The sequence below is a fragment of the Variovorax sp. PvP013 genome, assembly GCF_050435945.1.
GTDB lineage: Bacteria > Pseudomonadota > Gammaproteobacteria > Burkholderiales > Burkholderiaceae_C > Variovorax.
In genome coordinates this window covers 186,432-206,976 of record NZ_JBNDLF010000002.1, presented here as the reverse complement: position 1 = coordinate 206,976, position 20,545 = coordinate 186,432, and the positions used below count along the sequence as shown (strand labels likewise).

At 68.6% G+C, this 20,545-nt stretch carries 19 protein-coding genes; 15 read left to right on the top strand and 4 right to left on the bottom strand.

All coding sequences use genetic code 11. From position 1 onward, the window contains the following. Positions 1 to 62 precede the first annotated feature (62 nt). The 4 genes from ABID77_RS08860 to ABID77_RS08845 all read left to right on the top strand — a co-directional run bounded on the left by ABID77_RS08860 (position 63) and on the right by ABID77_RS08845 (position 5,339). Positions 63 to 2,201 carry a cytochrome c biogenesis protein ResB gene (locus ABID77_RS08860; RefSeq protein WP_429593929.1) on the top strand — a complete coding sequence of 713 codons (2,139 nt, stop codon included), beginning with the start codon at positions 63 to 65 and terminating at the stop codon, positions 2,199 to 2,201. Further along, the gene (gene ccsB / locus ABID77_RS08855; RefSeq protein ID WP_429593926.1) at positions 2,198 to 3,514 is read left to right on the top strand and encodes a c-type cytochrome biogenesis protein CcsB; all 1,317 of its coding nucleotides are present in this window, start codon (positions 2,198 to 2,200) and stop codon (positions 3,512 to 3,514) included. The genes ABID77_RS08860 and ccsB overlap by 4 nt, the downstream gene beginning before the upstream one ends. Positions 3,515 to 3,643: 129 nt before the next feature. Next, positions 3,644 to 4,642 carry a protein-methionine-sulfoxide reductase catalytic subunit MsrP gene (gene msrP, locus ABID77_RS08850; protein ID WP_429593923.1) on the top strand — a complete coding sequence of 333 codons (999 nt, stop codon included), beginning with the start codon at positions 3,644 to 3,646 and terminating at the stop codon, positions 4,640 to 4,642. A gap of 19 nt (positions 4,643 to 4,661) precedes the next feature. Further along, positions 4,662 to 5,339, top strand: coding sequence for a sulfite oxidase heme-binding subunit YedZ (locus ABID77_RS08845; RefSeq protein WP_429593920.1), 678 nt, complete (start codon positions 4,662 to 4,664; stop codon positions 5,337 to 5,339). On the opposite strand, the gene lysA is transcribed toward ABID77_RS08845, so the two are convergent. Both lysA and lptM read right to left on the bottom strand, forming a co-directional pair. Then, a complete protein-coding gene (lysA, locus tag ABID77_RS08840) occupies positions 5,329 to 6,666 on the bottom strand; it encodes a diaminopimelate decarboxylase (protein ID WP_429593918.1) in 1,338 nt (445 codons plus the stop codon). The genes ABID77_RS08845 and lysA overlap by 11 nt on opposite strands. Next, positions 6,663 to 6,959 (bottom strand): LPS translocon maturation chaperone LptM, encoded by a 297-nt coding sequence (gene lptM, locus ABID77_RS08835; protein ID WP_429593915.1) that lies wholly within the window; start codon positions 6,957 to 6,959, stop codon positions 6,663 to 6,665. The genes lysA and lptM overlap by 4 nt, the downstream gene beginning before the upstream one ends. 12 nt (positions 6,960 to 6,971) lie before the next feature. Between lptM and cyaY the strand changes: the two genes are divergently transcribed. Next, the gene (gene cyaY, locus ABID77_RS08830) at positions 6,972 to 7,304 is read left to right on the top strand and encodes an iron donor protein CyaY (protein WP_429593912.1); all 333 of its coding nucleotides are present in this window, start codon (positions 6,972 to 6,974) and stop codon (positions 7,302 to 7,304) included. Positions 7,305 to 7,358: 54 nt separating this feature from the next. Here cyaY and ABID77_RS08825 read toward each other — a convergent pair whose 3' ends face one another. Beyond that, entirely contained in the window at positions 7,359 to 9,695 is a 2,337-nt protein-coding gene (locus tag ABID77_RS08825; protein ID WP_429593909.1) for a penicillin-binding protein 1A, read from the bottom strand. Positions 9,696 to 10,006: 311 nt separating this feature from the next. Between ABID77_RS08825 and ABID77_RS08820 the strand changes: the two genes are divergently transcribed. Genes ABID77_RS08820 through pilQ form a run of 5 tightly spaced genes read left to right on the top strand, consistent with a single transcriptional unit; the run spans position 10,007 to position 15,072 of the window. Continuing rightward, the gene (locus tag ABID77_RS08820) at positions 10,007 to 11,086 is read left to right on the top strand and encodes a pilus assembly protein PilM (RefSeq protein ID WP_429593906.1); all 1,080 of its coding nucleotides are present in this window, start codon (positions 10,007 to 10,009) and stop codon (positions 11,084 to 11,086) included. After that, complete coding sequence (locus ABID77_RS08815) at positions 11,083 to 11,700, top strand: PilN domain-containing protein (protein ID WP_429593903.1); 618 nt, start codon at positions 11,083 to 11,085, stop codon at positions 11,698 to 11,700. The genes ABID77_RS08820 and ABID77_RS08815 overlap by 4 nt, the downstream gene beginning before the upstream one ends. Before the next feature lie 14 nt (positions 11,701 to 11,714). After that, positions 11,715 to 12,395 (top strand): type 4a pilus biogenesis protein PilO, encoded by a 681-nt coding sequence (locus ABID77_RS08810; protein WP_429593900.1) that lies wholly within the window; start codon positions 11,715 to 11,717, stop codon positions 12,393 to 12,395. Next, the gene (locus ABID77_RS08805; RefSeq protein ID WP_429593897.1) at positions 12,392 to 12,943 is read left to right on the top strand and encodes a pilus assembly protein PilP; all 552 of its coding nucleotides are present in this window, start codon (positions 12,392 to 12,394) and stop codon (positions 12,941 to 12,943) included. The genes ABID77_RS08810 and ABID77_RS08805 overlap by 4 nt, the downstream gene beginning before the upstream one ends. Further along, the gene (gene pilQ / locus ABID77_RS08800) at positions 12,940 to 15,072 is read left to right on the top strand and encodes a type IV pilus secretin PilQ (protein ID WP_429593894.1); all 2,133 of its coding nucleotides are present in this window, start codon (positions 12,940 to 12,942) and stop codon (positions 15,070 to 15,072) included. The genes ABID77_RS08805 and pilQ overlap by 4 nt, the downstream gene beginning before the upstream one ends. Here pilQ and ABID77_RS08795 read toward each other — a convergent pair. Beyond that, positions 15,047 to 15,388: a hypothetical protein gene (locus ABID77_RS08795; protein ID WP_429593890.1), complete on the bottom strand. Its 342-nt coding sequence runs from the start codon at positions 15,386 to 15,388 to the stop codon at positions 15,047 to 15,049. The genes pilQ and ABID77_RS08795 overlap by 26 nt on opposite strands. 10 nt (positions 15,389 to 15,398) lie before the next feature. Here ABID77_RS08795 and ABID77_RS08790 point away from each other — a divergent pair, with 10 nt between their 5' ends. From ABID77_RS08790 to ABID77_RS08770, 5 genes are read left to right on the top strand one after another with little or no spacing between them, the layout of a single operon-like run. Further along, entirely contained in the window at positions 15,399 to 16,862 is a 1,464-nt protein-coding gene (locus ABID77_RS08790; RefSeq protein ID WP_429593887.1) for a hypothetical protein, read from the top strand. Continuing rightward, complete coding sequence (locus ABID77_RS08785) at positions 16,862 to 17,491, top strand: shikimate kinase (RefSeq protein WP_429594754.1); 630 nt, start codon at positions 16,862 to 16,864, stop codon at positions 17,489 to 17,491. The genes ABID77_RS08790 and ABID77_RS08785 overlap by 1 nt, the downstream gene beginning before the upstream one ends. 54 nt (positions 17,492 to 17,545) lie before the next feature. Continuing rightward, positions 17,546 to 18,691 (top strand): 3-dehydroquinate synthase, encoded by a 1,146-nt coding sequence (gene aroB / locus ABID77_RS08780; RefSeq protein ID WP_429593884.1) that lies wholly within the window; start codon positions 17,546 to 17,548, stop codon positions 18,689 to 18,691. A 40-nt stretch (positions 18,692 to 18,731) separates the two neighbouring features. Continuing rightward, positions 18,732 to 19,862, top strand: coding sequence for a deoxyguanosinetriphosphate triphosphohydrolase (locus ABID77_RS08775; RefSeq protein WP_429593881.1), 1,131 nt, complete (start codon positions 18,732 to 18,734; stop codon positions 19,860 to 19,862). Continuing rightward, positions 19,859 to 20,512, top strand: a complete 654-nt coding sequence (locus tag ABID77_RS08770; RefSeq protein WP_429593878.1) for a DUF1415 domain-containing protein — start codon at positions 19,859 to 19,861, stop codon at positions 20,510 to 20,512. Before ABID77_RS08775 ends, ABID77_RS08770 begins: the two co-directional genes overlap by 4 nt. Positions 20,513 to 20,545: the final 33 nt, after the last annotated feature.

Genomic DNA, 20,545 nt, shown 5'->3' with positions numbered 1-20,545 from the left:
TCTCGTAGGGGCGGGCCGATCCATGAAGGGGTCGCCCGCCTTTTTCCCTTCCAGCCCACCCGATGTCCATCTCCACCCACGGTCTTCGCGTTCGTCGCGGTCCCCAGGCGGTCCGCGCGACGGTGGAGTTGTTCTCGTCGATGCGCTTCGCCATCGCGCTGCTGACGGTCATCTGCATCGCCTCGATCATCGGCACGGTGCTCAAGCAGCACGAACCGGCGGGCAACTACGTCAACCAGTTCGGGCCGTTCTGGGCCGAGGTCTTCCGCGCCGCGCGGCTCGACTCGATCTACAGCGCCTGGTGGTTCCTGCTGATCCTGCTGTTCCTGGTGGTGAGCACCTCGCTGTGCGTGACGCGCAACACGCCGCGCATCCTGGGCGAACTGCGCACCTTCAAGGAGGACCTGCGCGTCCAGAGCCTGAAGGCGTTCGGCCAGCGCGCCGAGGCCTCGCTCGGCGAGTCGCCCGAGGCGGCCGCGCGGCGCATCGGCGGCATGCTCGCCGGCGGCGGCTGGAAGGTGCGGCTGCAGCAGCGCGAGGGGCAGGGCTGGATGGTCGCCGCGCGCGCCGGCGGCGCCCACAAGCTGGGCTACATCGCCGCGCACGGCGCCATCGTGCTGATCTGCCTGGGCGGCCTGCTCGACGGCGACCTGGTGGTGCGCGCGCAGACCTGGTTCAACGGCAAGAGCGTGTTCACCGGCGGCGGCATGATCGCCGACGTCGCGCCCGAGCACCGGCTCTCGCCGGCCAACCCGACCTTCCGCGGCAATATCCTGGTGCCCGAGGGCGGCCGCGCGAGCGTCGCCATCCTCAACCAGTCCGACGGCGTGCTGCTGCAGGAGCTGCCGTTCTCCATCGAGTTGAAGAAGTTCATCGTCGACTACTACTCGACCGGCATGCCCAAGCTGTTCGCCAGCGAGGTGGTGCTGCACGACCGCGAGACCGGCGCCCAGGTGCCCGCGCGCATCGAGGTCAACCACCCGGCGAGCTACAAGGGCGTGGAGATCTACCAGTCGAGCTTCGACGACGGCGGCTCCAGCGTGAAGCTCAAGGCGGTGCCGATGAGCGCGGCGGCGCGGCCGTTCGAGCTCGAGGGCCGCATCGGCACCAGCGCCGAGATCACCAACGGCAGCGAGCGCCTGACGCTCGAGTACGCCGCCCTGCGCGTCATCAACGTCGAGAACTTCGCCACCAACGGTCTGTCGGGCGCCACCGACGTGCGCCGGGTCGACCTGCTGCAGCACGGCATCGAATCGCGCCTGGGCGCGGCCAACAAGGTCGACCGGCCCAAGGTGCTGCGCAACATCGGCCCGAGCATCGGCTACAAGCTGCGCGACGCCGCCGGCCAGGCGCGCGAGTACCAGAACTACATGCTGCCGGTGGATGCCGGCGACGGCCCGCCGGTGTTCCTGCTGGGCGTGCGCGAGCGGCCCGAGGAGCCGTTCCGCTACCTGCGCGTGCCGGCCGACGACGACGGCACCATGGACGGCTTCGTGCGCATGCGCGCCGCGCTGGCCGACGAGTCGCTGCGCGCGCGCGCCGTGGCGCGCTATGTCGAGCGCGCGACCGGGCCGGGGCGCGCCGAACTCGCCGAGCAACTGCGGGTCTCGGCGACGCGCGCCCTCGCGCTGTTCGCCGGCGCCGAGCGAGTGAAATCCGACGGCGCGGCCCGCGGCGGCTGGCAGGCGATCGCCGAGTTCATGGAGGCCAACGTGCCCGAGGCCGAGCGCCAGCGCACGGGCGCGGTGCTGGTCCGCGTCCTGAACGACGTGCTCTTCGACGTGCTCAACCTCGGCCGCGAAGACGCCGGCCTCGCGGCCCTGCCGGGCGACGACAAGTCCCAGGCCTGGCTGACGCAGGCCGTGCTGGCGATCAGCGACGCCACCTTCTACCCGGCGCCCGTCGCGATGCTGATGACCGACTTCCAGCAGCTGCAGGCCAGCGTGTTCCAGGTGGCGCGCGCGCCCGGCAAGAACGTCGTCTACCTGGGATGCCTGTTCCTGATCGTCGGCATCTTCGCGATGCTCTACGTGCGCGACCGCCGGCTGTGGGTCTGGCTGGCGCCCGAGGGCGACGGCGGCAGCGGCGCCACGATGGCGTTGTCGGCCAACCGGCGTAACCTCGACGGCGACCGCGAATTCGAGAACCTCAAGACCAAGCTGCTCGGCCTCCAGGCCCTCCCCAAGGAACCGGCGCCATGAATACCACGACCCTCACGCTCAACGACCACTGGCTGGCCCGCCGCAACGCCTTCGACTGGGTGTTCGCGGCGCTGGTGGCCGCCGGCGGCCTGTTCGCCTTCGCGCGCTACGGCGGCCGCATGGACGCCTACGAGAAACCGATCCTGCTCGCGGCATTGGCGGCGATGGTCTGGATGGGCTGGTTCTGGCGCCCGCTGCGGGTGCTGGCGATCGTGGTCGCGGCGGCCTCGCTGCTGGCGATCTCGTCCTACCAGGGCGACCTGGCCCGGGCCGAGACGGTGTTCTGGCTCAAGTACTTCCTCTCCAGCCAGTCGGCCATCCTGTGGATGAGCGTGCTGTTCTTCATGAGCACCGTCTTCTACTGGCTGGGCCTCTTCGGCGGACGCCAGGGCGATGCGCTCGAGGGCATCGGCTCGCGCCTGGCTTGGGCGGCCGTCGCCATGGCGCTCGTCGGCACGATGGTGCGCTGGTACGAGAGCCATCAGCTCGGCCCGGACATCGGCCACATCCCGGTGAGCAACCTCTACGAGGTCTTCGTCCTGTTCTGCTGGCTGACGGCGGCGTTCTATCTCTATTTCGAGGAACGCTACGCCACGCGCGCCATGGGCGCCTTCGTGATGCTGGTGGTCAGCGCGGCGGTCGGCTTCCTGCTCTGGTACACGCTGGTGCGCGAGGCGCACGAGATCCAGCCGCTGGTGCCGGCGTTGCAGAGCTGGTGGATGAAACTGCACGTGCCGGCCAACTTCATCGGCTACGGCACCTTCGCGCTGGCCGCCATGGTCGCCTTCGCCTACCTGGTCAAGGAACAGGCCCAGGAGACGCGCTGGTGGCGCCTCACGCCGATCTGGCTGCTGGGCGCGGCGCTGTGCTTCGTGCCGATCGCCTTCCGCCAGCGCGTGCAGGAGGCCGGCGGCGGCTACTGGATCGGCTATGCGGCGGTGTCGGCGTTGATCGCCGCGGGCATCCTGCTGGGGCGCCGCCGCATCGCGGCGCGGCTGCCGTCCAACGAGGTGCTCGACGACGTCATGTACAAGTCGATCACCGTCGGCTTCGCCTTCTTCACCATCGCCACCGTGCTCGGTGCCCTGTGGGCGGCCGATGCCTGGGGCGGCTACTGGAGCTGGGACCCGAAGGAGACCTGGGCGCTGATCGTCTGGCTCAACTACGCCGCCTGGCTGCACATGCGGCTGGTCAAGGGCCTGCGCGGCACCGTCGCGGCCTGGTGGGCGCTGGTCGGGCTGGCGGTCACCACCTTCGCCTTCCTCGGCGTCAACATGTTCCTGAGCGGCCTGCACAGCTACGGCGAGTTGTAGCCGTGCAAGTGGAGGTCTGGTCCGACGGAACTTCGCAACCGGCGTGAAACCAGACTGGATCGTTCCACGTATCTCATCCGACAGGCCCGGCGTTTCGACCGGACCGCGACGTTTCCAGAAAGATTCGCCATGCTGATCCCCTCACGCGACGACGGCTTCATCCACCCCGTGCCCAGCGACATCACGCCGCGCGCCGTCTACGAAGGCCGGCGCGACATGCTGCGCCTGATGGCCACCGGCGCCGCCGGCACCGCGCTCGCCGGCTGGGCCGCGCGCGACGCGTTGGCCCAGACCGTGCCGTCGGGCAAGCTCGCCGCGCTCAAGAGCGTCAAGTCGACCGTGGCGGGCGCCCAGAGCATGGAGAAGCCGACCGACTACAAGGACGCCTCCACCTACAACAACTACTACGAGTTCGGCACCGACAAGGCCGACCCGGCCAAGAACGCCGGCACGCTCAGGACGCGGCCGTGGAGCGTCGAGGTCGAGGGCCTGGTCAAGAAGCCCGGCAAGTACGACATCGAGGACCTGCTCAAGCTGAGCGCGCAGGAAGAGCGCATCTACCGCCTGCGCTGCGTCGAGGGCTGGTCGATGGTCATCCCGTGGGTCGGCTATTCGCTGGCCGAACTCATCAAGAAGGTCGAGCCCCAGGGCAATGCCAAGTACGTCGAGTTCGTCACCCTGGCCGACCCGAAGACCATGCCCTTCGTCGGCTCCCGCGTGCTGGACTGGCCCTACACCGAGGGCCTGCGCATGGACGAGGCCATGCACCCGCTCACGCTGCTGGCCTTCGGCATGTACGGCGAGGTGCTGCCCAACCAGAACGGCGCGCCGGTGCGCCTGGTGGTGCCGTGGAAGTACGGCTTCAAGTCGGCCAAGTCGATCGTCAAGATCCGCTTCGTCGAGAAGGAGCCGAGCACCGCGTGGAACAAGGCGGCCGCCAACGAGTACGGCTTCTATTCCAACGTCAACCCGAACGTCGACCACCCGCGCTGGAGCCAGGCCACCGAGCGCCGCATCGGCGACGGCAGCGGCCTGTTCGCCAAGCGGCGGAAGACCGAGATGTACAACGGCTACGAAACCCAGGTCGCTTCGCTCTACGCCGGCATGGACCTGAAGAAGAACTTCTGACGGACCGCAGAACGACGTCGTGAACAAGTTCCTGCTCCACCCGGCGGCCAAGCCGGTCGTGTTCCTGCTGTGCCTGCTGCCGTTCGCATGGCTGACCTACGGCGCCTTCACCGACGGGCTGGGCGCGAATCCGGCCGAGTATCTGATCCGTTCCACCGGCGACTGGACGCTGCGTTTCCTGTGCATCGTGCTGGCCGTCACGCCGGTGCGCGTGACGCTCGGGCTCAACGGCCTCGCACGTTTTCGACGCATGCTGGGCCTGTTCATGTACTTCTACGTCGTCGTGCACCTGCTGAGCTACGGCTGGTTCGACATGGGTTTCGACCTCGGCGAGATCGCGCGCGACATCGCCAAGCGGCCCTTCATCCTGGTCGGCTTCGCGGCCTTCGTGCTACTGACGCCATTGGCAGCCACGTCGTTCAACCGCGCCATCAAGGCCATGGGCGCCAAGCGCTGGCAGATGCTGCACAAGCTGGTCTACGTGATCGCCGGCCTGGGCCTGCTGCATTTCTTCTGGATGCGCGCGGGCAAGAACAACTTCAACGAGGTGTTCGTCTATGCCGCCATCGTCGGCGCGTTGCTGGCGTGGCGGGTCTGGGACGTCGCGCGCAAGCGCAAGGTGAAGGCGGCGAACGCACGGAACGGTGCCGCGCCGGGTGCGCGGGCCGGCGTGCCGCCGCGGCCGCTCAGTCGCTGAGCGACGCCGCCTGCAGTTCGGCGCGCAGCTGGTCGTCGGCGGTTTCGCGGCGACGGATCAGCCGGGCCTCGTCGCCGCTGACCAGCACCTCGGCCGCACGGCCGCGCGTGTTGTAGTTGCTGGCCATCGACATGCAGTAGGCGCCGGCCGAGAGCACGGCCACCAGGTCGCCGGCCCGCACGGCCAGTTCCCGGTCGCGGCCGATCCAGTCGCCGCTCTCGCACACCGGGCCGACGACGTCGCAGGTCGTCGCCACACGCGCACCGTCCGCACCGCCGCCCGGGCTCCGCACCGGCTCGATCCGGTGGAAGGCTTCGTACATCGCCGGCCGGGGCAGGTCGTTCATCGCCGCGTCGACGATGCAGAAGTTCTTCTCCTCGCCCGGCTTCATGTAGAGCACCTCGGTCACGCACACGCCGGCGTTGCCCACCAGCGAACGCCCCGGTTCGACCACGATGCGGCGCTCGCCGAAGCCGCGCGCGTCGAGCCGCGCGAGCAACTGCCGCCACAACGCATCGGCCGTCGGCGGGGTGTCGTGGTTGTAGTCGATGCCCAGGCCGCCGCCGAAGTCGAGGTGGTGCAGCGCGATGCCGGCACGCTCGATGGCCTCGACCAGGTCGAGCATGCGCTCCACCGCGTCGAGGTAGGGCGAGACTTCCGTGATCTGCGAGCCGATGTGGCAGTCGATGCCCACCACCTCCAGTCCGGGCAGCGATGCCGCGTGCTCGTACGCCTGCACGGCGCGGTCGTGCGCCACGCCGAACTTGTTGCCCTTCAGGCCGGTGGAGATGTAGGGGTGGGTCTTCGGGTCGACGTTGGGATTGATGCGGATGCTGATGCGGGCGCGCCGGCCCGCCTGCTCCAGCGCCACGGCGTTGAGCACGTCGAGCTCCGCCTCGCTCTCGACGTTGAAGCACAGGATGCCGGCGGCGAGCGCCTGGCGCATCTCGTCGCGCGTCTTGCCCACGCCCGAGAAGATCACGCGGGCCGGGTCGCCGCCGGCGGCCAGCACGCGCGCGAGTTCGCCGCCCGAGACGATGTCGAAGCCGCAGCCGGCCTCCGCGAAGACCTTCAGCACGCCGAGCGAGGAATTGGCCTTCATCGCATAGCAGACCAGCGCGTCGCGGCCCTGGAAGCCACGCTGGTAGGCGGCCAGCGCATCGAGCATCCACTGCTTCGAATAGACGAACAGCGGCGTGCCGTGCGCTCGGGCCAGATCGGTCAGGGAAAGCGCCTCGACGCGCAGGTCGCCGTCCGCGTGGCGGGCGATGTGCGGGTGGCCGGGCAGGGAAGGGGACGTGGCGGGCAGGGAGTGCGGGACGTTCACCGGGTCATCTCGTAATCGGAAAGGGGCAGCGCCGGGGTCGTGAACGACTCGGGGATGGGAATGGGGACGGGGGTCGACGGGGTTCCGTCATCGGAGGCCGGTGCCGGCGGGGTGCGGGTCGATGCGTCGGTGCGGGAGAAGGGCGCCTTCAGCACGGTCGGCAGCGTCGCGCGGTTGGCCGCGGCCGGATCGGTCGGCAGATAGAGCGGACCCTTCTGGCCGCAGCCCCCGAGAGCGACCCCGATGACGCAGAGGCCGAAGACGCTCACTAGAATTTGCCGGACTTTCAACATCGCGAAATTGTAATGACCGACCCCGACTACATGGACCGCGCCGAAGCCGTGCTCAGCGCCGTCGAAAGAGGATGCGATCGCATCAACGACGCGACGGAGGCCGACATCGACAACCAGCGCGTCGGCGGCATGATCACCATCAGCTTTCCCGGTGGCAGCCAGTTGATCGTCAATCTGCAGAAGCCCCTGCAGGAGATCTGGCTGGCGGCGCGCTCGGGTGGCTACCACTACCGCCACGACGGCACCGCCTGGATCGACACCAAGACCGGCGAGGAGTTCTTCGCCAACCTCTCGCGCGAGGCGAGCCGGCAGTCGGGCCTCGCTCTGCAATTCACGCCGGACTGAGCGACACCGGCATCGACGGGCCGGGCCGGAGAGACCCGGCGGCATCGGTCTGCCTCAATTGCGGAACATGTCGAGGATGCGATTGCGCTCCTCGGGCGGCGGCGGCGTGCTGGCCGGCGCCATGCCCGGCATCACTTCCACCGGCTGCGGCGGCGCCTGCTCGACGCCCAGGCTGGCGACACCGCGGCCCGGACCGAAGTCGTCGTAGTACAGCTCGCCGCCGATGTTCATGACGCCCGCGGGCGGCGGTCCCAGGTCGGCGACCGGCACGCCCTTGAGCGCCGTCTCCATGTAGCTGATCCAGATCGGCAGGCTCAAGCCGCCGCCGGTCTCACGATCGCCCAGCTTGCGCGGGGTGTCGTAGCCCATCCAGGCGACGGCGGTCATGGTCGGCTGGAAGCCGGCGAACCAGGCGTCGAGCGAATCGTTGGTGGTGCCGGTCTTGCCGTAGACGTCGTTGCGCTTGAGCATGGAGGTCGCCTTGGCCGCCGTGCCGCCGCTGGCCACCGACTGCAGCAGGCTGTCCATGATGTAGGCGTTGCGCTGCGGGATGGCGCGCATGGTCTCGTTGAGCAGGGGCGGCTGCGTCTCGACCAGCACCTTGTCGCGATGGTCGGTGATGCGTGTGACCAGGTAGGGGTTGACGCGGTAGCCGCCGTTGGCGAAGACCGCGTACGCCGTCGCCATCTGCATCGGCGTCACCGAACCCGAGCCGAGCGCCATCGGCAGGTAGGCCGGATGCTTGGTGCGTTCGAAGCCGAAGTTGGTGACCCAGTCCTGCGCGTAGCGCGTGCCGATCGACTGCAGGATGCGGATCGAGACCATGTTCTTCGACTTCATGAGCGCCCGGCGCATCGACATCGGACCCTCGAAGGTGCCGTCGTAGTTCTTGGGCTCCCAGGGCTGGCCGCCGGTGGTGCCGGCGTCGAAGAACAGCGGTGCGTCGTTGATGACGGTGGCGGGCGCGAAGCCCTTTTCCAGCGCCGCCGAGTAGATGAAGGGCTTGAAGCTCGAACCCGGCTGGCGCCAGGCCTGCGTCACGTGGTTGAACTTGTTCTTGCCGAAATCGAAGCCGCCCACCATCGCCTTGACGGCGCCGTCGCGCGGATCGACGGCCACGAAGGCGCCCTCGACCTCGGGCAGCTGCGTGATCTCCGGCAGGTTCTTCGGCCCGGTGCGCATGACGCGGATGACGGCGCCGCGGCGGATCTTGATGTTCGGCGGCGCCTTGTCCGAGAGCCCCGACTGCGGCAGCTTGAGGCCGTCGCCAGTGATCTGGAGCGTCTCGCCGTTGCCGCGCACGGCGACGACCTCGCGCGCGCTCGCCTTCAGGACGACCGCGGCCATCAGGTCGCCGTTGTCCGGGTGCTCGGCCAGCGCGTCGTCGACGGCCTCGTCGAGTTCCTTGGCGTCGCTGGGCAGGTCGACGAACTTCTCCGGGCCGCGGTAGATCTGGCGGCGCTCGTAGTCCATGATGCCCTTGCGCAGGGCCTTGTACGCGGCGGCCTGGTCGGCCGCCACCAGCGAGGTGTAGACCTTCAGGCCGCGCGTGTAGGTGCTGTCGCCGTACTGCGCGTACATCAGCTGGCGCACCGTCTCGGCCACGTACTCGGCGTGCAGCCGGCTCGGGTCGGCGGCATCGCGCAAGTGCAGTTCCTCCTTCTTGGCCTCGGCCGCCTGCTCGGCGGTGATGAAGCCGGCGTCGCGCATGCGGTCGATGACGTAGAGCTGGCGGCCGCGCGCGCGCGTCGGGTTGTTCACGGGGTTGTTGGCGCCCGGCGCCTTGGGCAGGCCGGCGAGCATCGCCGCCTGCGCGATCGTGATGTCCTGCAGCGGTTTGCCGAAGTACGCGTCCGAGGCCGCCGCGAAGCCGTAGGCACGGTTGCCCAGGTAGATCTGGTTGAGGTAGATCTCCAGGATCTGGTCCTTGCTCAGGAGGTGTTCGAGCTTGAAGGTCAGCAGGACCTCGTAGACCTTGCGCGTCAGCGTCTTCTCGGAGCTGAGGTAGACGTTGCGGGCGACCTGCATCGTGATGGTCGAGGCGCCCTGGCTGCGCGCGCGGTTCAGGTTGGCCAGGCCGGCACGCACCATGCCCTTGTAGTCGACGCCGCCGTGTTCGTAGAACCGTGCGTCCTCGGCCGCCAGCACGGCGTCCTTCATGACCTTGGGAATGGTGGCGATGGGCGTCAGGTTGCGCCGCTCCTCGCCGAACTCGCCGATCAGGATGCCTTCGGAGGAGAACACCCGCAACGGCAGCTTGGGCCGGTAGTCGGCCAGCTCGGAGATGTCGGGCAGATTGGGATAGGCGACGGCCAAGGCGACCGCCAGCACGGCCAGCAGGCTGAGCACGCCGGCGGCGGCCAGACCCAGGCTCCACAGGGCGAGGCGCATGAGCCATTTCAGCCAGGTGGGGCGCGCAGGCGGGCGCGGGGCATTCCGTGCGGAACGCGGGGAATCGGGGGATGAGCGGGACTGAGTCACCGCGCATTATAAAAAGTCGGTCGTCCTGCGGCTGTCGGGTATGCATAAAGATGCGGTGAAGCCCTGAAAGTCACCGGAGTTGCACGACGCTACATTTGAGTCCCGTTTTGGCAACGAGAACGAATTCACAGGCCCCTCGGTGCTTGGCCGCAGTGAGGGCTTGCTGCTAGCATGCAACCTCACGCAAATCTTGCTAATCGTTACAACTGACGAGAATTCAATTGATTGACCTTGGATCCCTGCTTCGCCGGCAACCGGGAGCCCTGATCGGGCTCGACGTCAGTTCGTCGAGCGTCAAGCTGGTCGAGCTCGGGCGAGAGGCCAGCGGTCGACTGGTGCTCGAGCATTGCGCCATCGAGCCGTTGGAACGTGGCTGGATCAACGACGGCAACGTCGAGAAGTTCGACGAGGTGGCCGAAGCGGTGCGCCGCGTGGTCCGCAAGAGCGGCACCCGCACGCGCAACGTGGCCATGGCGCTGCCGCCCTCGGCGGTCATCACCAAGAAGATCGTGCTGCCCGGGGGCATGAGCGAGCAGGAACTCGAACTGCAGGTCGAGTCGGAAGCCAACCAGTACATCCCTTTCTCGCTGGAGGAGGTCAGCCTCGATTTCTGCGTCATCGGCGACAGCGCCAGCTCCGCCGGCGACGTGGAAGTACTGATCGCCGCCTCGCGCAAGGAGAAGGTCCAGGATCGCCAGGGGCTGGCGGAGGCCGCCGGCCTGAAGGCCGTCATCCTCGACGTCGAGTCCTACGCGTCGCGCATGGCCACCTCGCGCCTGATCGAGCAGCTGCCCGAGCAGGGCGCCGACGCCGTGGTGGCCCTGTTCGAGGTCGGCGCCTTCACCACCAGCATGCAGGTGCTGCGCAACCAGGAAGTGCTCTACGACCGCGATCAGGCCTTCGGCGGCGCGCAGCTCACGCAGCTGGTCGTGCGCCAGTACGGCTTCTCGAACGAGGAGGCCGAGGTCAAGAAGCGCAGCGGCGACCTGCCCGACGACTACGGCGCCGCCGTGCTGCAGCCCTTCGTGGCGAGCATCGCGCAGGAGATCGCGCGGGCGCTGCAGTTCTTCTTCACCAGCACGCCGCACAACCGCGTCGACTACGTGCTGCTCGCGGGCGGATCGGCCGCCCTGCCGGGCCTCACCAGCGCGGTGACGCGCCAGACCTCGTTCGCCTGCTCGCTGGTCAATCCCTTCGAAGGAATGGGCGTCAGCGGCGCCATCCGCGAGAAGAAGATGCGGCGCGAAGCGCCGTCCTACCTCACCTCGTGCGGCCTGGCGATGCGAAGGTTCCTGCAATGATCCTGATCAACCTGCTGCCCCACCGCGAGGCCGCGCGCAAGCGGCGGCGCGAGCATTTCTTCACCGTGCTGGCCGCGGCCGCGCTGCTGGGGGCGCTGCTGTCCGGCGCCATCTACCTGTGGCTGGGCGCGCAGATCTCCGGCCAGCAGCAGAAGAACGACTACCTGCAGTCCGAGATCACCAAGCTCGAAGCGGAGATCAAGGAGATCTCGACGCTGCAGGCCGAGATCGCGGGACTGAAGGCGCGCCAGCAGGCGGTGGAGAACCTGCAGGGCGACCGCAACCTGCCCGTGCACCTGCTCAACGAGCTGGTCAGCCAGCTGCCCGACGGCGTCTACCTCTCGAGCATGAAGCAGGACGATCGCGTCGTGACGCTGCAGGGCACGGCGCAATCGAACGAGCGCGTGTCGGAGCTGCTGCGCAACCTGGGCACCGTCAGCCCGTGGCTGACCAAGCCCGAACTCGTCGAGATCACGGCCGGTTCCGTCGCCCTGACCCCGCGCGACCAGCGGCGCGTGGCGAACTTCACGATGCGCATCGGCCTGCGCCGGCCGACCGATGCCGACAAGCCCGCGACCGCGACACCCGCCGCCGTGCCGGCGCCCAAGGGCTGAGGGAGTCCAGGACCATGCCGAAGAAAACATCCCCTTCGCAGGCGCGCATCGATTTCGCCGCCGCGGCCCGGCGCCTGGGCGACCAGTTCCACGACCTCAATCCGAACGACCCCTCGATGTGGCCGGCCGTGCCGCGCAACGTGCTGCACGTCGCGGTCACCCTCATGGTGCTGGTGGCGCTGTGGTTCGTCTGGCTGGTCAATTCCAGCGACGAGCTCGACGCCGCGCGCGCCCGGGAGGTGACGCTCAAGACGGACTACCAGAGCAAGGTGGCGCAGGCCGCCCGGCTCGACCTGCTGAAGAAGCAGCGCGAGGAGGTCCGCCAGTACGTGACGCTGCTGGAGAAGCAGCTCCCGAGCAAGGCCGAGATGGACGCCCTGTTGTCGGACATCAACCAGGCCGGCCTGGGGCGCAGCCTGCAGTTCGAGCTGTTCCGCCCCGGCCAGGTCGACGTCAAGGACTACTACGCCGAGCTGCCCATCGCCATCCGCGTGACCGGCAACTACCACGACATGGGCGCGTTCGTCGGCGACGTGGCCAACCTGTCGCGCATCGTCACACTCAACAACCTCTCGATCGCGCCGCAGAAGGACGGCACCCTGACGATGGACGCCACCGCGCGCACCTATCGCTACCTCGACGAGGCCGAACAGAACCTCCAGCGGCGCGCGGCCGCCTCGGGAGCGAGGAAATGAGCGCCGTTCCGAAAGTCCTTTGGATGGCCGCGGCGCTGGCCGGGCTCGGCGTGCTCGGGGGCTGCGCGGGGTCCGACCGGGACGACCTGCAGGCCTGGATGGCCGAGCAGCGCGCGCAGGTCAAGCCGACCGTCACGCCGATCGTCGCGCCGAAGAAATTCACGCCCCAGGCCTACACGCAGGACGGGGGCGTCGAGCCGTTCAACATCGCCAAGCTCACCCAGGCGCTGCGGCGCGACGCGGCCCAGCCCAGCACCTCCGGATTGATCGCGCCGGAGCTGTCGCGCCGCAAGGAGGCGCTCGAAGCCTTCCCGCTCGATGCCATGGAGATGGTCGGAAGCCTCCAGGGCAGCGGCCAGCCGGTGGCGCTGGTGCGCGTCGACAAGCTGATCTACCAGGTGCGGGCGGGCAACTACCTGGGCCTGAACTACGGACGCGTGCTGCGCGTCGGCGAAAACCAGCTCACCTTGCGCGAGATCGTGCAGGACGCCTCCGGCGAATGGATCGAACGTCCGGCCGCGCTGGAGTTGCAAGAGAAGTCGAAATGAATCAACTGAAAAAATCACGCTTCATGCCCTGGCTGCGCAGCGCCGGCGTCACCGTGGGCCTGCTCGCCGCGGCGCTGGCCGCCCAGGCGCAGAACGCCATCGAGTCGGTGACGAGCTCCATGCAGTCGGGTTCGGAGGTCATCCGGATCGACCTGACGCAGCCGCTGGCGGCCGTGCCCACCGGCTTCGTGATCCAGGCGCCGGCGCGCATCGCGCTCGACTTCCCCGGCGTCACCAATGCCATCGGCCGCTCGGCGGTCGAGGTCAATCAGGGCAACCTGCGCTCCATCAACGTCGTGCAGGCCGGAGAGCGCACCCGGCTCGTGCTCAACCTCAAGCAGGCCACGGCCTATCGCACGGAGATCCAGGGCAAGTCGCTGCTGGTGTCGCTGGAGCCGGCCGCGGGCGCTGCGATGGTGACCTCGACGACCAGCAGCTTCGCCGAGAATCGCAACCGCGACATGCTGCCCCTGCGCGACGTCGACTTCAAGCTCGGCACCGAGAACACCGGGCGCGTGGTCGTCGACCTCGCCAACAACCAGGTCGGCGTCGACATCCGCCAGCAGGGCGGCAACCTGGTGGTCGAGTTCACCAAGTCGACCCTGCCCGAGGGCCTGCGCCGCCGGCTCGACGTGACCGACTTCGGCACGCCGGTGCAGACGATCACGACGCAGCAGGCGGGCGACCGCGTGCGCATGGTCATCGAGCCCAAGGGCGACTGGGAGCACAGCGCCTACCAGAGCGAGAACCAGTTCGTCGTCGAGGTGCGCCCGCGCAAGGTCGATCCGACCAAGCTCACGCAGGGCACGGGCTACAACGGCGAGAAGCTCTCGCTGAACTTCCAGAACATCGAGATCCGCTCGCTGCTGCAGGTCATCGCCGATTTCACGAACTTCAACATCGTGACCTCGGATTCCGTGACCGGCGCATTGACGCTTCGGCTCAAGGACGTGCCCTGGGACCAGGCGCTCGACATCATCATGCAGGCCAAGAACCTCGGCCTGCGCAAGAACGGCAGCGTGCTGTGGATCGCGCCCAAGGACGAGATCAATGCCAAGGAAAAGCTGGAGTACGAGGCGCGCGCCGCGATCCAGAACCTCGAGCCGCTGCGCACGCAGTCGTTCCAGCTGAACTACTCCAAGGCCGCGCTGGTCGAGCAGAAACTGAACGGCGTGGGCGTGTCGTCGGCCGGCGCGCTGGGCGGCGCCGCGCGCATCCTGAGTCCGCGCGGCAGCGTCATCTCCGAGCCGCGCACGAACCAGCTGTTCGTCTCCGACATTCCGGCCCGGCTCGCCCAGGTCGCCGAGATGATCCAGAAGCTCGACGTGCCCGCGCGGCAGGTCATGATCGAAGCGCGCATCGTCGAGGCGACCGACACCTTCGGGAAGTCGCTGGGCGTGCGCCTGGGCGGCGGCGTGATCAACACGGGCAGCACGGTCGGCGCGATCCCGACCGTGAGCTCCAACGCGGTGACCAACGGCGCCTTCGCCAACACGCCGAGCGCCACGACCACCTTCACGAATACCAACTTCGTCAACCTGCCGTCGGCGGGCGTCTCGGGCAACGGCAACGTGCCGGGCACCTTCGCGGTGTCGCTCTTCAACTCGAGCTTCTCGCGCCTGCTGAACCTGGAGATCTCGGCGCTCGAGGCCGACGGCAAGGGCCGGGTGGTGTCCAGCCCGCGCGTGGTCACGGCCGACCAGACCGAGGCGCTGATCGAGCAGGGGACCGAGCTGCCCTACCAGGTGGCGACTTCCAGCGGCGCGACGTCGATCGCCTTCCGCAAGGCCAACCTGGCGCTGAAGGTCACGCCGCAGATCACGCCCGAGGGCAACATCATCCTGGCGCTCGACGTCAACAAGGACACCGTCGGCCAGGCCACGACGGCCGGCTTCGCGATCAACACCAAGCACGTCAAGACCGACGTGCTGGTGGAGAACGGCGGCACGGTCGTCATCGGCGGCATCTTCGAACTCGTGGAGCAGAACGACGAGTCGCGCATCCCGGTGCTCGGCGAGGTGCCCTACCTGGGCGCCCTGTTCCGCACCCGCAGCCGCACGTTCAACAAGACCGAGATGCTGGTGTTCATCACGCCGCGGATGATCACCGACCGCAATGCGGCGCGGTGAAGCCCTTGCCTGTGTTCATGACGATCGAATTGGGAAAAAGAATGACGAATGCGAATGGAGTGAAAGTTGGTGTTTCCGTGCTCGCCTTGACCTTGCTCGCGGCGGCTTGCGGCGGCGGTGGCAGCCCGAGCGTGCCGACGGCGGCGGGTTCTGCGACATCGACCACAGGCACAGGCACAGGCACAGGCACGAGCACGACGGCTGCGGTGCCGGTTGCAAGCGACCTGATCGTTTCCCTGGACAAGAGCGTTTTGACGAACTCCGGCAGCGACCAGTCGACCTTGACGGTGACTGCGGTCGATGCGTCGCGCAACATCCTGGCCTCCGTGCCGATCGCGGTCGCGCTCGACAGCAATGCGACCTTCACGCCGGGCACGGGCACGACGACGGGCACCAACGGCGTCTACACGGGCAAGATCGCGATCGGTGCCGACAAGTCGAACCGGCTGGTGAACTACCGGGTGACGTCGGGTTCCCTGACCAAGACGGGTGCCGTCAGCGTCACGGGCACGGTGTTGGAAGCCTCGACCACGCCGGCGAGGCCGCTACCCGGCGACAGCGTCACATTGAGGATCGTGGCCAAGGACTCGGCCGGCGCCGGCATCCCGGGCGCGAGAGTGGCCGTCAGCGGCATTCCCGGCGTCGCTCTACCCGCACAGACGGCCGACGCCAGCGGCGTGGTCAGCGTCGTTTTCGTGGCGCCTGCCGCGGGCACGTATCCGATCGCCATCGAGGGCTCGGGCATCGCGAGTTCGTTGCCGCTGCCGGTGCAGACTTCCTCGGTCGGCACGGTGGCACCGGCGATCGGGCCGCTGTCGGGCGTCAGCGAGATCGCCACGCCGGTCGTCGTCGCCGCCAACTCCAGCGGCTCCACGGCCAACCAGTCGGAGATCAGGGCGCTCTTCTATGCGGCGAACAACGTTCCCATCCAGAACATGCGTGTCCGGTTCTCGATCCAGGGCACCGGGCTGCCGAACGAGCGCCTCACGAACGGCTCCAACGTCGTGGTCTACAGCGACGTGACGGGCGCGGCGAAGACGAACTACGTCGCCGCAACGACCGGCAGTCCCACCAACGGCGTGGTCGTCCAGGCCTGCTACGACCTCAATGACTTCGCCGAAACAGCCTGCCCCAATCGTGTCCAGACGACGCTGACGGTGACATCGAGCCCGGTGTCGCTCACCATCGGCGCGGACAACGTCCTCACGAAGAATTCCAGCGGCATCCAGTACATCAAGCAGTTCCAGATCCAGGCGGTCGACTCGGCAGGCAACGCCAAGGCCGACGTGCCCCTGTCGGCCGTGGTGGACATCGATGGCTACTGGAAAGGCTCCACCCCACCCGCGCCTCCGACGATGCTGACGAACGACATCTGGTCGGGAAGCGGAACGAATGCGGTGCTCGTGAGCAAGTGGTGCATCAACGAGGACATCAACCGCAACAACGTGCTCGATGCTGGGGAAGACACCAACAAGGACGGATCGCTCACGCCCCGAAAATCCGACGTCGCGTTGAGCTTCGTCGGCGGCGTCACGAAGACGGATTCGTCAGGACTCGCACTCATGCAACTGAGCTATCCGCAGAATCTGGCGACATGGCTGCGCGTGAAGATCAAGGTGACGGCCGGCGTGGCGGGCAGCGAAGGCGAAGCGACCTACACCTACGTGCTGCGAGCCGCCGAAGAAGATGCGTCCAACGGTGCGTTCAAAATACCGCCCTACGGAAGCAGCCTCGGAAAACCTTCCCCCGGCGTCGATGCGGACGGTGAAGGTTGCAGAACCCCCAATTGATCGAACCGCCCAACCACCTCATCGTTCTCGTCGGCCTCCCTGGCTCCGGCAAATCCAGCGTGGGGCGCCGTTTGGCGCAACGGCTGGATCTGCCGTTCTTCGATTCCGACACCGTCATCGAGCAGCGCATCGGCTGCAGCATCCGCGACTACTTCGCCCGCGAGGGCGAGACGCGCTTCCGCGACATCGAGCAGGCGGTGATCGCCGAGCTCGCCGGCACGCGCGGCGCGGTGGTGGCGACGGGAGGCGGCGCCGTGCTGCGCGAAGCCAACCGTGCGGCCTTGCGGGGCGGGGCCTACGTGATCTACCTGCACTCGATGCCGGAGGACCTGTACCGGCGGTTGCGCCACGACATGAAGCGTCCCTTGCTGCAGGTCCAGGACCCGCTGGGGCGACTGCGCGAATTGCACGAGGTGCGCGACCCCCTGTACCGCGAAACCGCGCACACGATCGTCGAGACGGGGCGGCCGTCGGTGGCGTCGCTGGTCCATGTCATCGCGTCGCAGCTCGAACTCGCGGGCATGCTGGCGACGCAGGGCGAGGCACGGCGGCAGGACCGGGCCGATGCCGCGGCGGAGCCGCCGTCACCACCGCAGCCGCAGTCGCCGCAACATCCCCGCACGCATTGAGTCCGCATCGCGGATGCGGCGCATGCCGGCCGGGCTGCGCCTAAACTCGCCGCCATGTCCGCGCCCGCCACGTCCCCGCCTTCTTCTGCCGTGTCCTCATCTTCCGCCCCGACGGCCGTCGAGCGCATCGACATCGACTTGGGCGAGCGCAGCTATCTGATCCTGATCGGCGCCGGGCTACTGGGCGATCCGTCGAATTTCGACGCCGTGCCCCAGGCCGCGAGCGCGTTGATCGTGACCAACACGACGGTCGGGCCGCTCTATGCGGCGACGCTGCGGAAGGTGCTCGCCGCGCGCTTCCGCGACGTGCGCGTGATCGAACTGCCCGACGGCGAGGCGCACAAGGACTGGCCGACGCTCAACCTGATCTTCGACGCCCTGCTGGCGCACGGCAGCGACCGCAAAACCGTGCTGTTCGCCCTCGGCGGCGGCGTGGTGGGCGACATGACCGGCTTCGCCGCCGCCAGCTACATGCGGGGCGTGCCCTTCGTGCAGGTGCCCACGACATTGCTGGCGCAGGTCGATTCGTCGGTCGGCGGCAAGACGGCCATCAACCACCCGCTGGGCAAGAACATGATCGGCGCCTTCTACCAGCCGCGGCTGGTGCTGTGCGACCTGGACACCCTCGCGACCCTGCCGGCGCGCGAACTCAGCGCCGGCCTGGCCGAAGTCATCAAGTACGGACCGATCCACGACATGGCGTTCCTCGACTGGATCGAGGCGAACATCGACGCGCTGGTGGCGCGCGACCCGGCGGCGCTGGCGTATGCGGTGCGGCGCAGTTGCGAGATCAAGGCGCTGGTGGTGGGGCAGGACGAGCGCGAGGCCGGCCTGCGCGCCATCCTCAATTTCGGGCACACCTTCGGACACGCGATCGAGTCCGGCCTGGGCTATGGCGAGTGGCTGCACGGCGAGGCCGTCGGCTGCGGCATGGTGATGGCGGCGCGGCTGTCGCAGCGCCTGGGTGGCATCGACGCCGCTTTCGTGCAGCGTCTGACCCGGCTGATCGAACGCGCCGGCCTGCCGGTGACGGCGCCGCGCCTGGGCGCCGAGCGCTACCTGGAACTGATGCGCGTCGACAAGAAGTCCGAGGCCGGCGAGATCCGCTTCGTGGTGATCGATCGTCCCGGCTCGGCACGGGTGTGCGGCGCGCCGGACGCCATGGTGCGTGAGGTGCTGGCCGAATCCGGCGGCGCGTGATGCGCGCCGTGCCTCGTGGTCGCGCCACCTCCACCACGCCATGACGCTCGCGCGCTACGCCAGCCACGCCGACCGGTCCCGGGGCCGCCGCCACCCGGAGCCGCCGGCGCCCACGCGCGACGACTTCCAGCGCGACCGCGACCGCATCGTGCATTCGACCGCCTTCCGCCGGCTGGTCTACAAGACGCAGGTGTTCCTCAACCACGAGGGCGACCTGTTCCGCACGCGGCTGACGCACTCGCTCGAGGTGGCGCAGCTCGGCCGCTCGATCGCGCGTTCGCTGCGGCTCAACGAGGACCTGGTGGAAGCCATCGCGCTCGCGCACGACCTGGGCCACACGCCCTTCGGCCACGCCGGCCAGGACACGCTCGACCTCTGCATGAAGGACCACGGCGGCTTCGAGCACAACCTCCAGAGCCTGCGCATGGTCGACACGCTGGAGCAGCGCTATCCGCGCTACGACGGGCTCAATCTCAGTTTCGAGACGCGCGAGGGCATCCTCAAGCACTGCTCGCGCGCCGATGCCGAGCGCATCGAGGCGGCCGAGCCCGGCGGCGTCGCCCGGCGCTTCCTCGACCGTACGCAGCCGAGCCTGGAGGCGCAGCTGTGCAACCTGGCCGATGCGATCGCCTACAACGCGCACGACATCGACGACGGCGTGCGCTCCGGCCTGATCGCGATCGAGCAGCTGGCCGAGGTCGAGCTGTTCGAGCGCCATCGCCGCGAGGCGCTGGCCGAGCATCCGGGGCTGGACGGGCGGCGCGTGCTCTACGAGACCATCCGCCGCATGCTCAGCGCCCAGGTCTACGACGTGATCGACGCCACGCGCGCGGCGATCGAGGCGCTCGACCCCGCCGATGCCGACGCCGTCCGCCGGTCGCCGCCGCTGGTGCTGTTCGGCGAACCGATGCGCAGGCAGTCGGCCGCGCTCAAGCGCTTCCTCTTCGCCAACCTGTACCGGCATCCGCAGGTCATGCGGACCACCGGCCGGGCACAGGAGGTGGTGCGCGAGCTGTTCGATCTCTACCGCGCACGGCCGCGGGAGATGCCGCCGTCCTTCGCCGAGCGCGCCGACCTGCCGCGCGCCGTGGCCGACTACATCGCCGGCATGACCGACCGCTTCGCCATCCGCGAGCACGAACGCCTCACGGGCCGGACGTGGGTGGCATGAGCACGCCGGACCGTCCCTCCGCCATGGCCCTCGACACCGATGCCGGCGTCGGCGCGGCCAAGTCCGGCGCGCTCGGGCAGGCGATCGCCGTGACGGCCGAGACCGCCGTCGCCGATACGCGGCGCTGGCTGGAACGCGCCGTGATCGGCCTGAACCTGTGCCCGTTCGCCAAGGCGGTGCACGCGAAGGGCCAGATCCACCATGCCGTGCACCTCGCGGAGGCGGACGACGCTGGCCTGATGGACCGGCTGCTGGCCGAGGCGCACGCGCTGGCGGCCCTGCCGGCGTCCGAGCGCGACACCACCTTGCTGATCGCGCCCCACGCCCTGGCCGATTTCCTCGATTTCAACGACTTCACCGCGCGTGCCGAGCGTCGCCTGTCGCGCGCCGGATTCGACGGCACGCTGCAGCTGGCGAGCTTCCACCCGCGCTTCCAGTTCGCCGGCACCGAGGCCGACGACATCGGCAACGCCACCAACCGCGCGCCGTTCCCGACACTGCACCTGCTGCGCGAGGCGAGCATCGACCGCGCCGTCGAGGCCTTCCCGGAGGCCGAGGCGATCTTCGAGCGCAACATCGAGACGCTCGAGGCCCTGGGCGCGGACGGCTGGGCGGCGCTGGACGTCGGCCCCGGCGGCGCGGCGCGATGAGCGCGCCGCCGCCCGCGCGGGCAGCCACTCCAC

Excerpts from the sequence above, each read along its gene's own strand:
- ABID77_RS08860 (WP_429593929.1), top strand. The coding sequence starts at position 63 with ATGTCCATCTCCACCCACGGTCTTCGCGTTCGTCGCGGTCCCCAGGCG.
- ccsB (WP_429593926.1), top strand. The coding sequence starts at position 2,198 with ATGAATACCACGACCCTCACGCTCAACGACCACTGGCTGGCCCGCCGC.
- msrP (WP_429593923.1), top strand. The coding sequence starts at position 3,644 with ATGCTGATCCCCTCACGCGACGACGGCTTCATCCACCCCGTGCCCAGC.
- lptM (WP_429593915.1), bottom strand. The coding sequence starts at position 6,959 with ATGTTGAAAGTCCGGCAAATTCTAGTGAGCGTCTTCGGCCTCTGCGTC.
- cyaY (WP_429593912.1), top strand. The coding sequence starts at position 6,972 with ATGACCGACCCCGACTACATGGACCGCGCCGAAGCCGTGCTCAGCGCC.
- ABID77_RS08825 (WP_429593909.1), bottom strand. The coding sequence starts at position 9,695 with ATGCGCCTCGCCCTGTGGAGCCTGGGTCTGGCCGCCGCCGGCGTGCTC.
- ABID77_RS08815 (WP_429593903.1), top strand. The coding sequence starts at position 11,083 with ATGATCCTGATCAACCTGCTGCCCCACCGCGAGGCCGCGCGCAAGCGG.
- ABID77_RS08810 (WP_429593900.1), top strand. The coding sequence starts at position 11,715 with ATGCCGAAGAAAACATCCCCTTCGCAGGCGCGCATCGATTTCGCCGCC.
- ABID77_RS08805 (WP_429593897.1), top strand. The coding sequence starts at position 12,392 with ATGAGCGCCGTTCCGAAAGTCCTTTGGATGGCCGCGGCGCTGGCCGGG.
- pilQ (WP_429593894.1), top strand. The coding sequence starts at position 12,940 with ATGAATCAACTGAAAAAATCACGCTTCATGCCCTGGCTGCGCAGCGCC.
- ABID77_RS08795 (WP_429593890.1), bottom strand. The coding sequence starts at position 15,388 with ATGTTGCGCGACGCATCGACCGCAGTCACCGTCAAGGTCGACTGGTCG.
- aroB (WP_429593884.1), top strand. The coding sequence starts at position 17,546 with ATGTCCGCGCCCGCCACGTCCCCGCCTTCTTCTGCCGTGTCCTCATCT.
- ABID77_RS08775 (WP_429593881.1), top strand. The coding sequence starts at position 18,732 with ATGACGCTCGCGCGCTACGCCAGCCACGCCGACCGGTCCCGGGGCCGC.
- ABID77_RS08770 (WP_429593878.1), top strand. The coding sequence starts at position 19,859 with ATGAGCACGCCGGACCGTCCCTCCGCCATGGCCCTCGACACCGATGCC.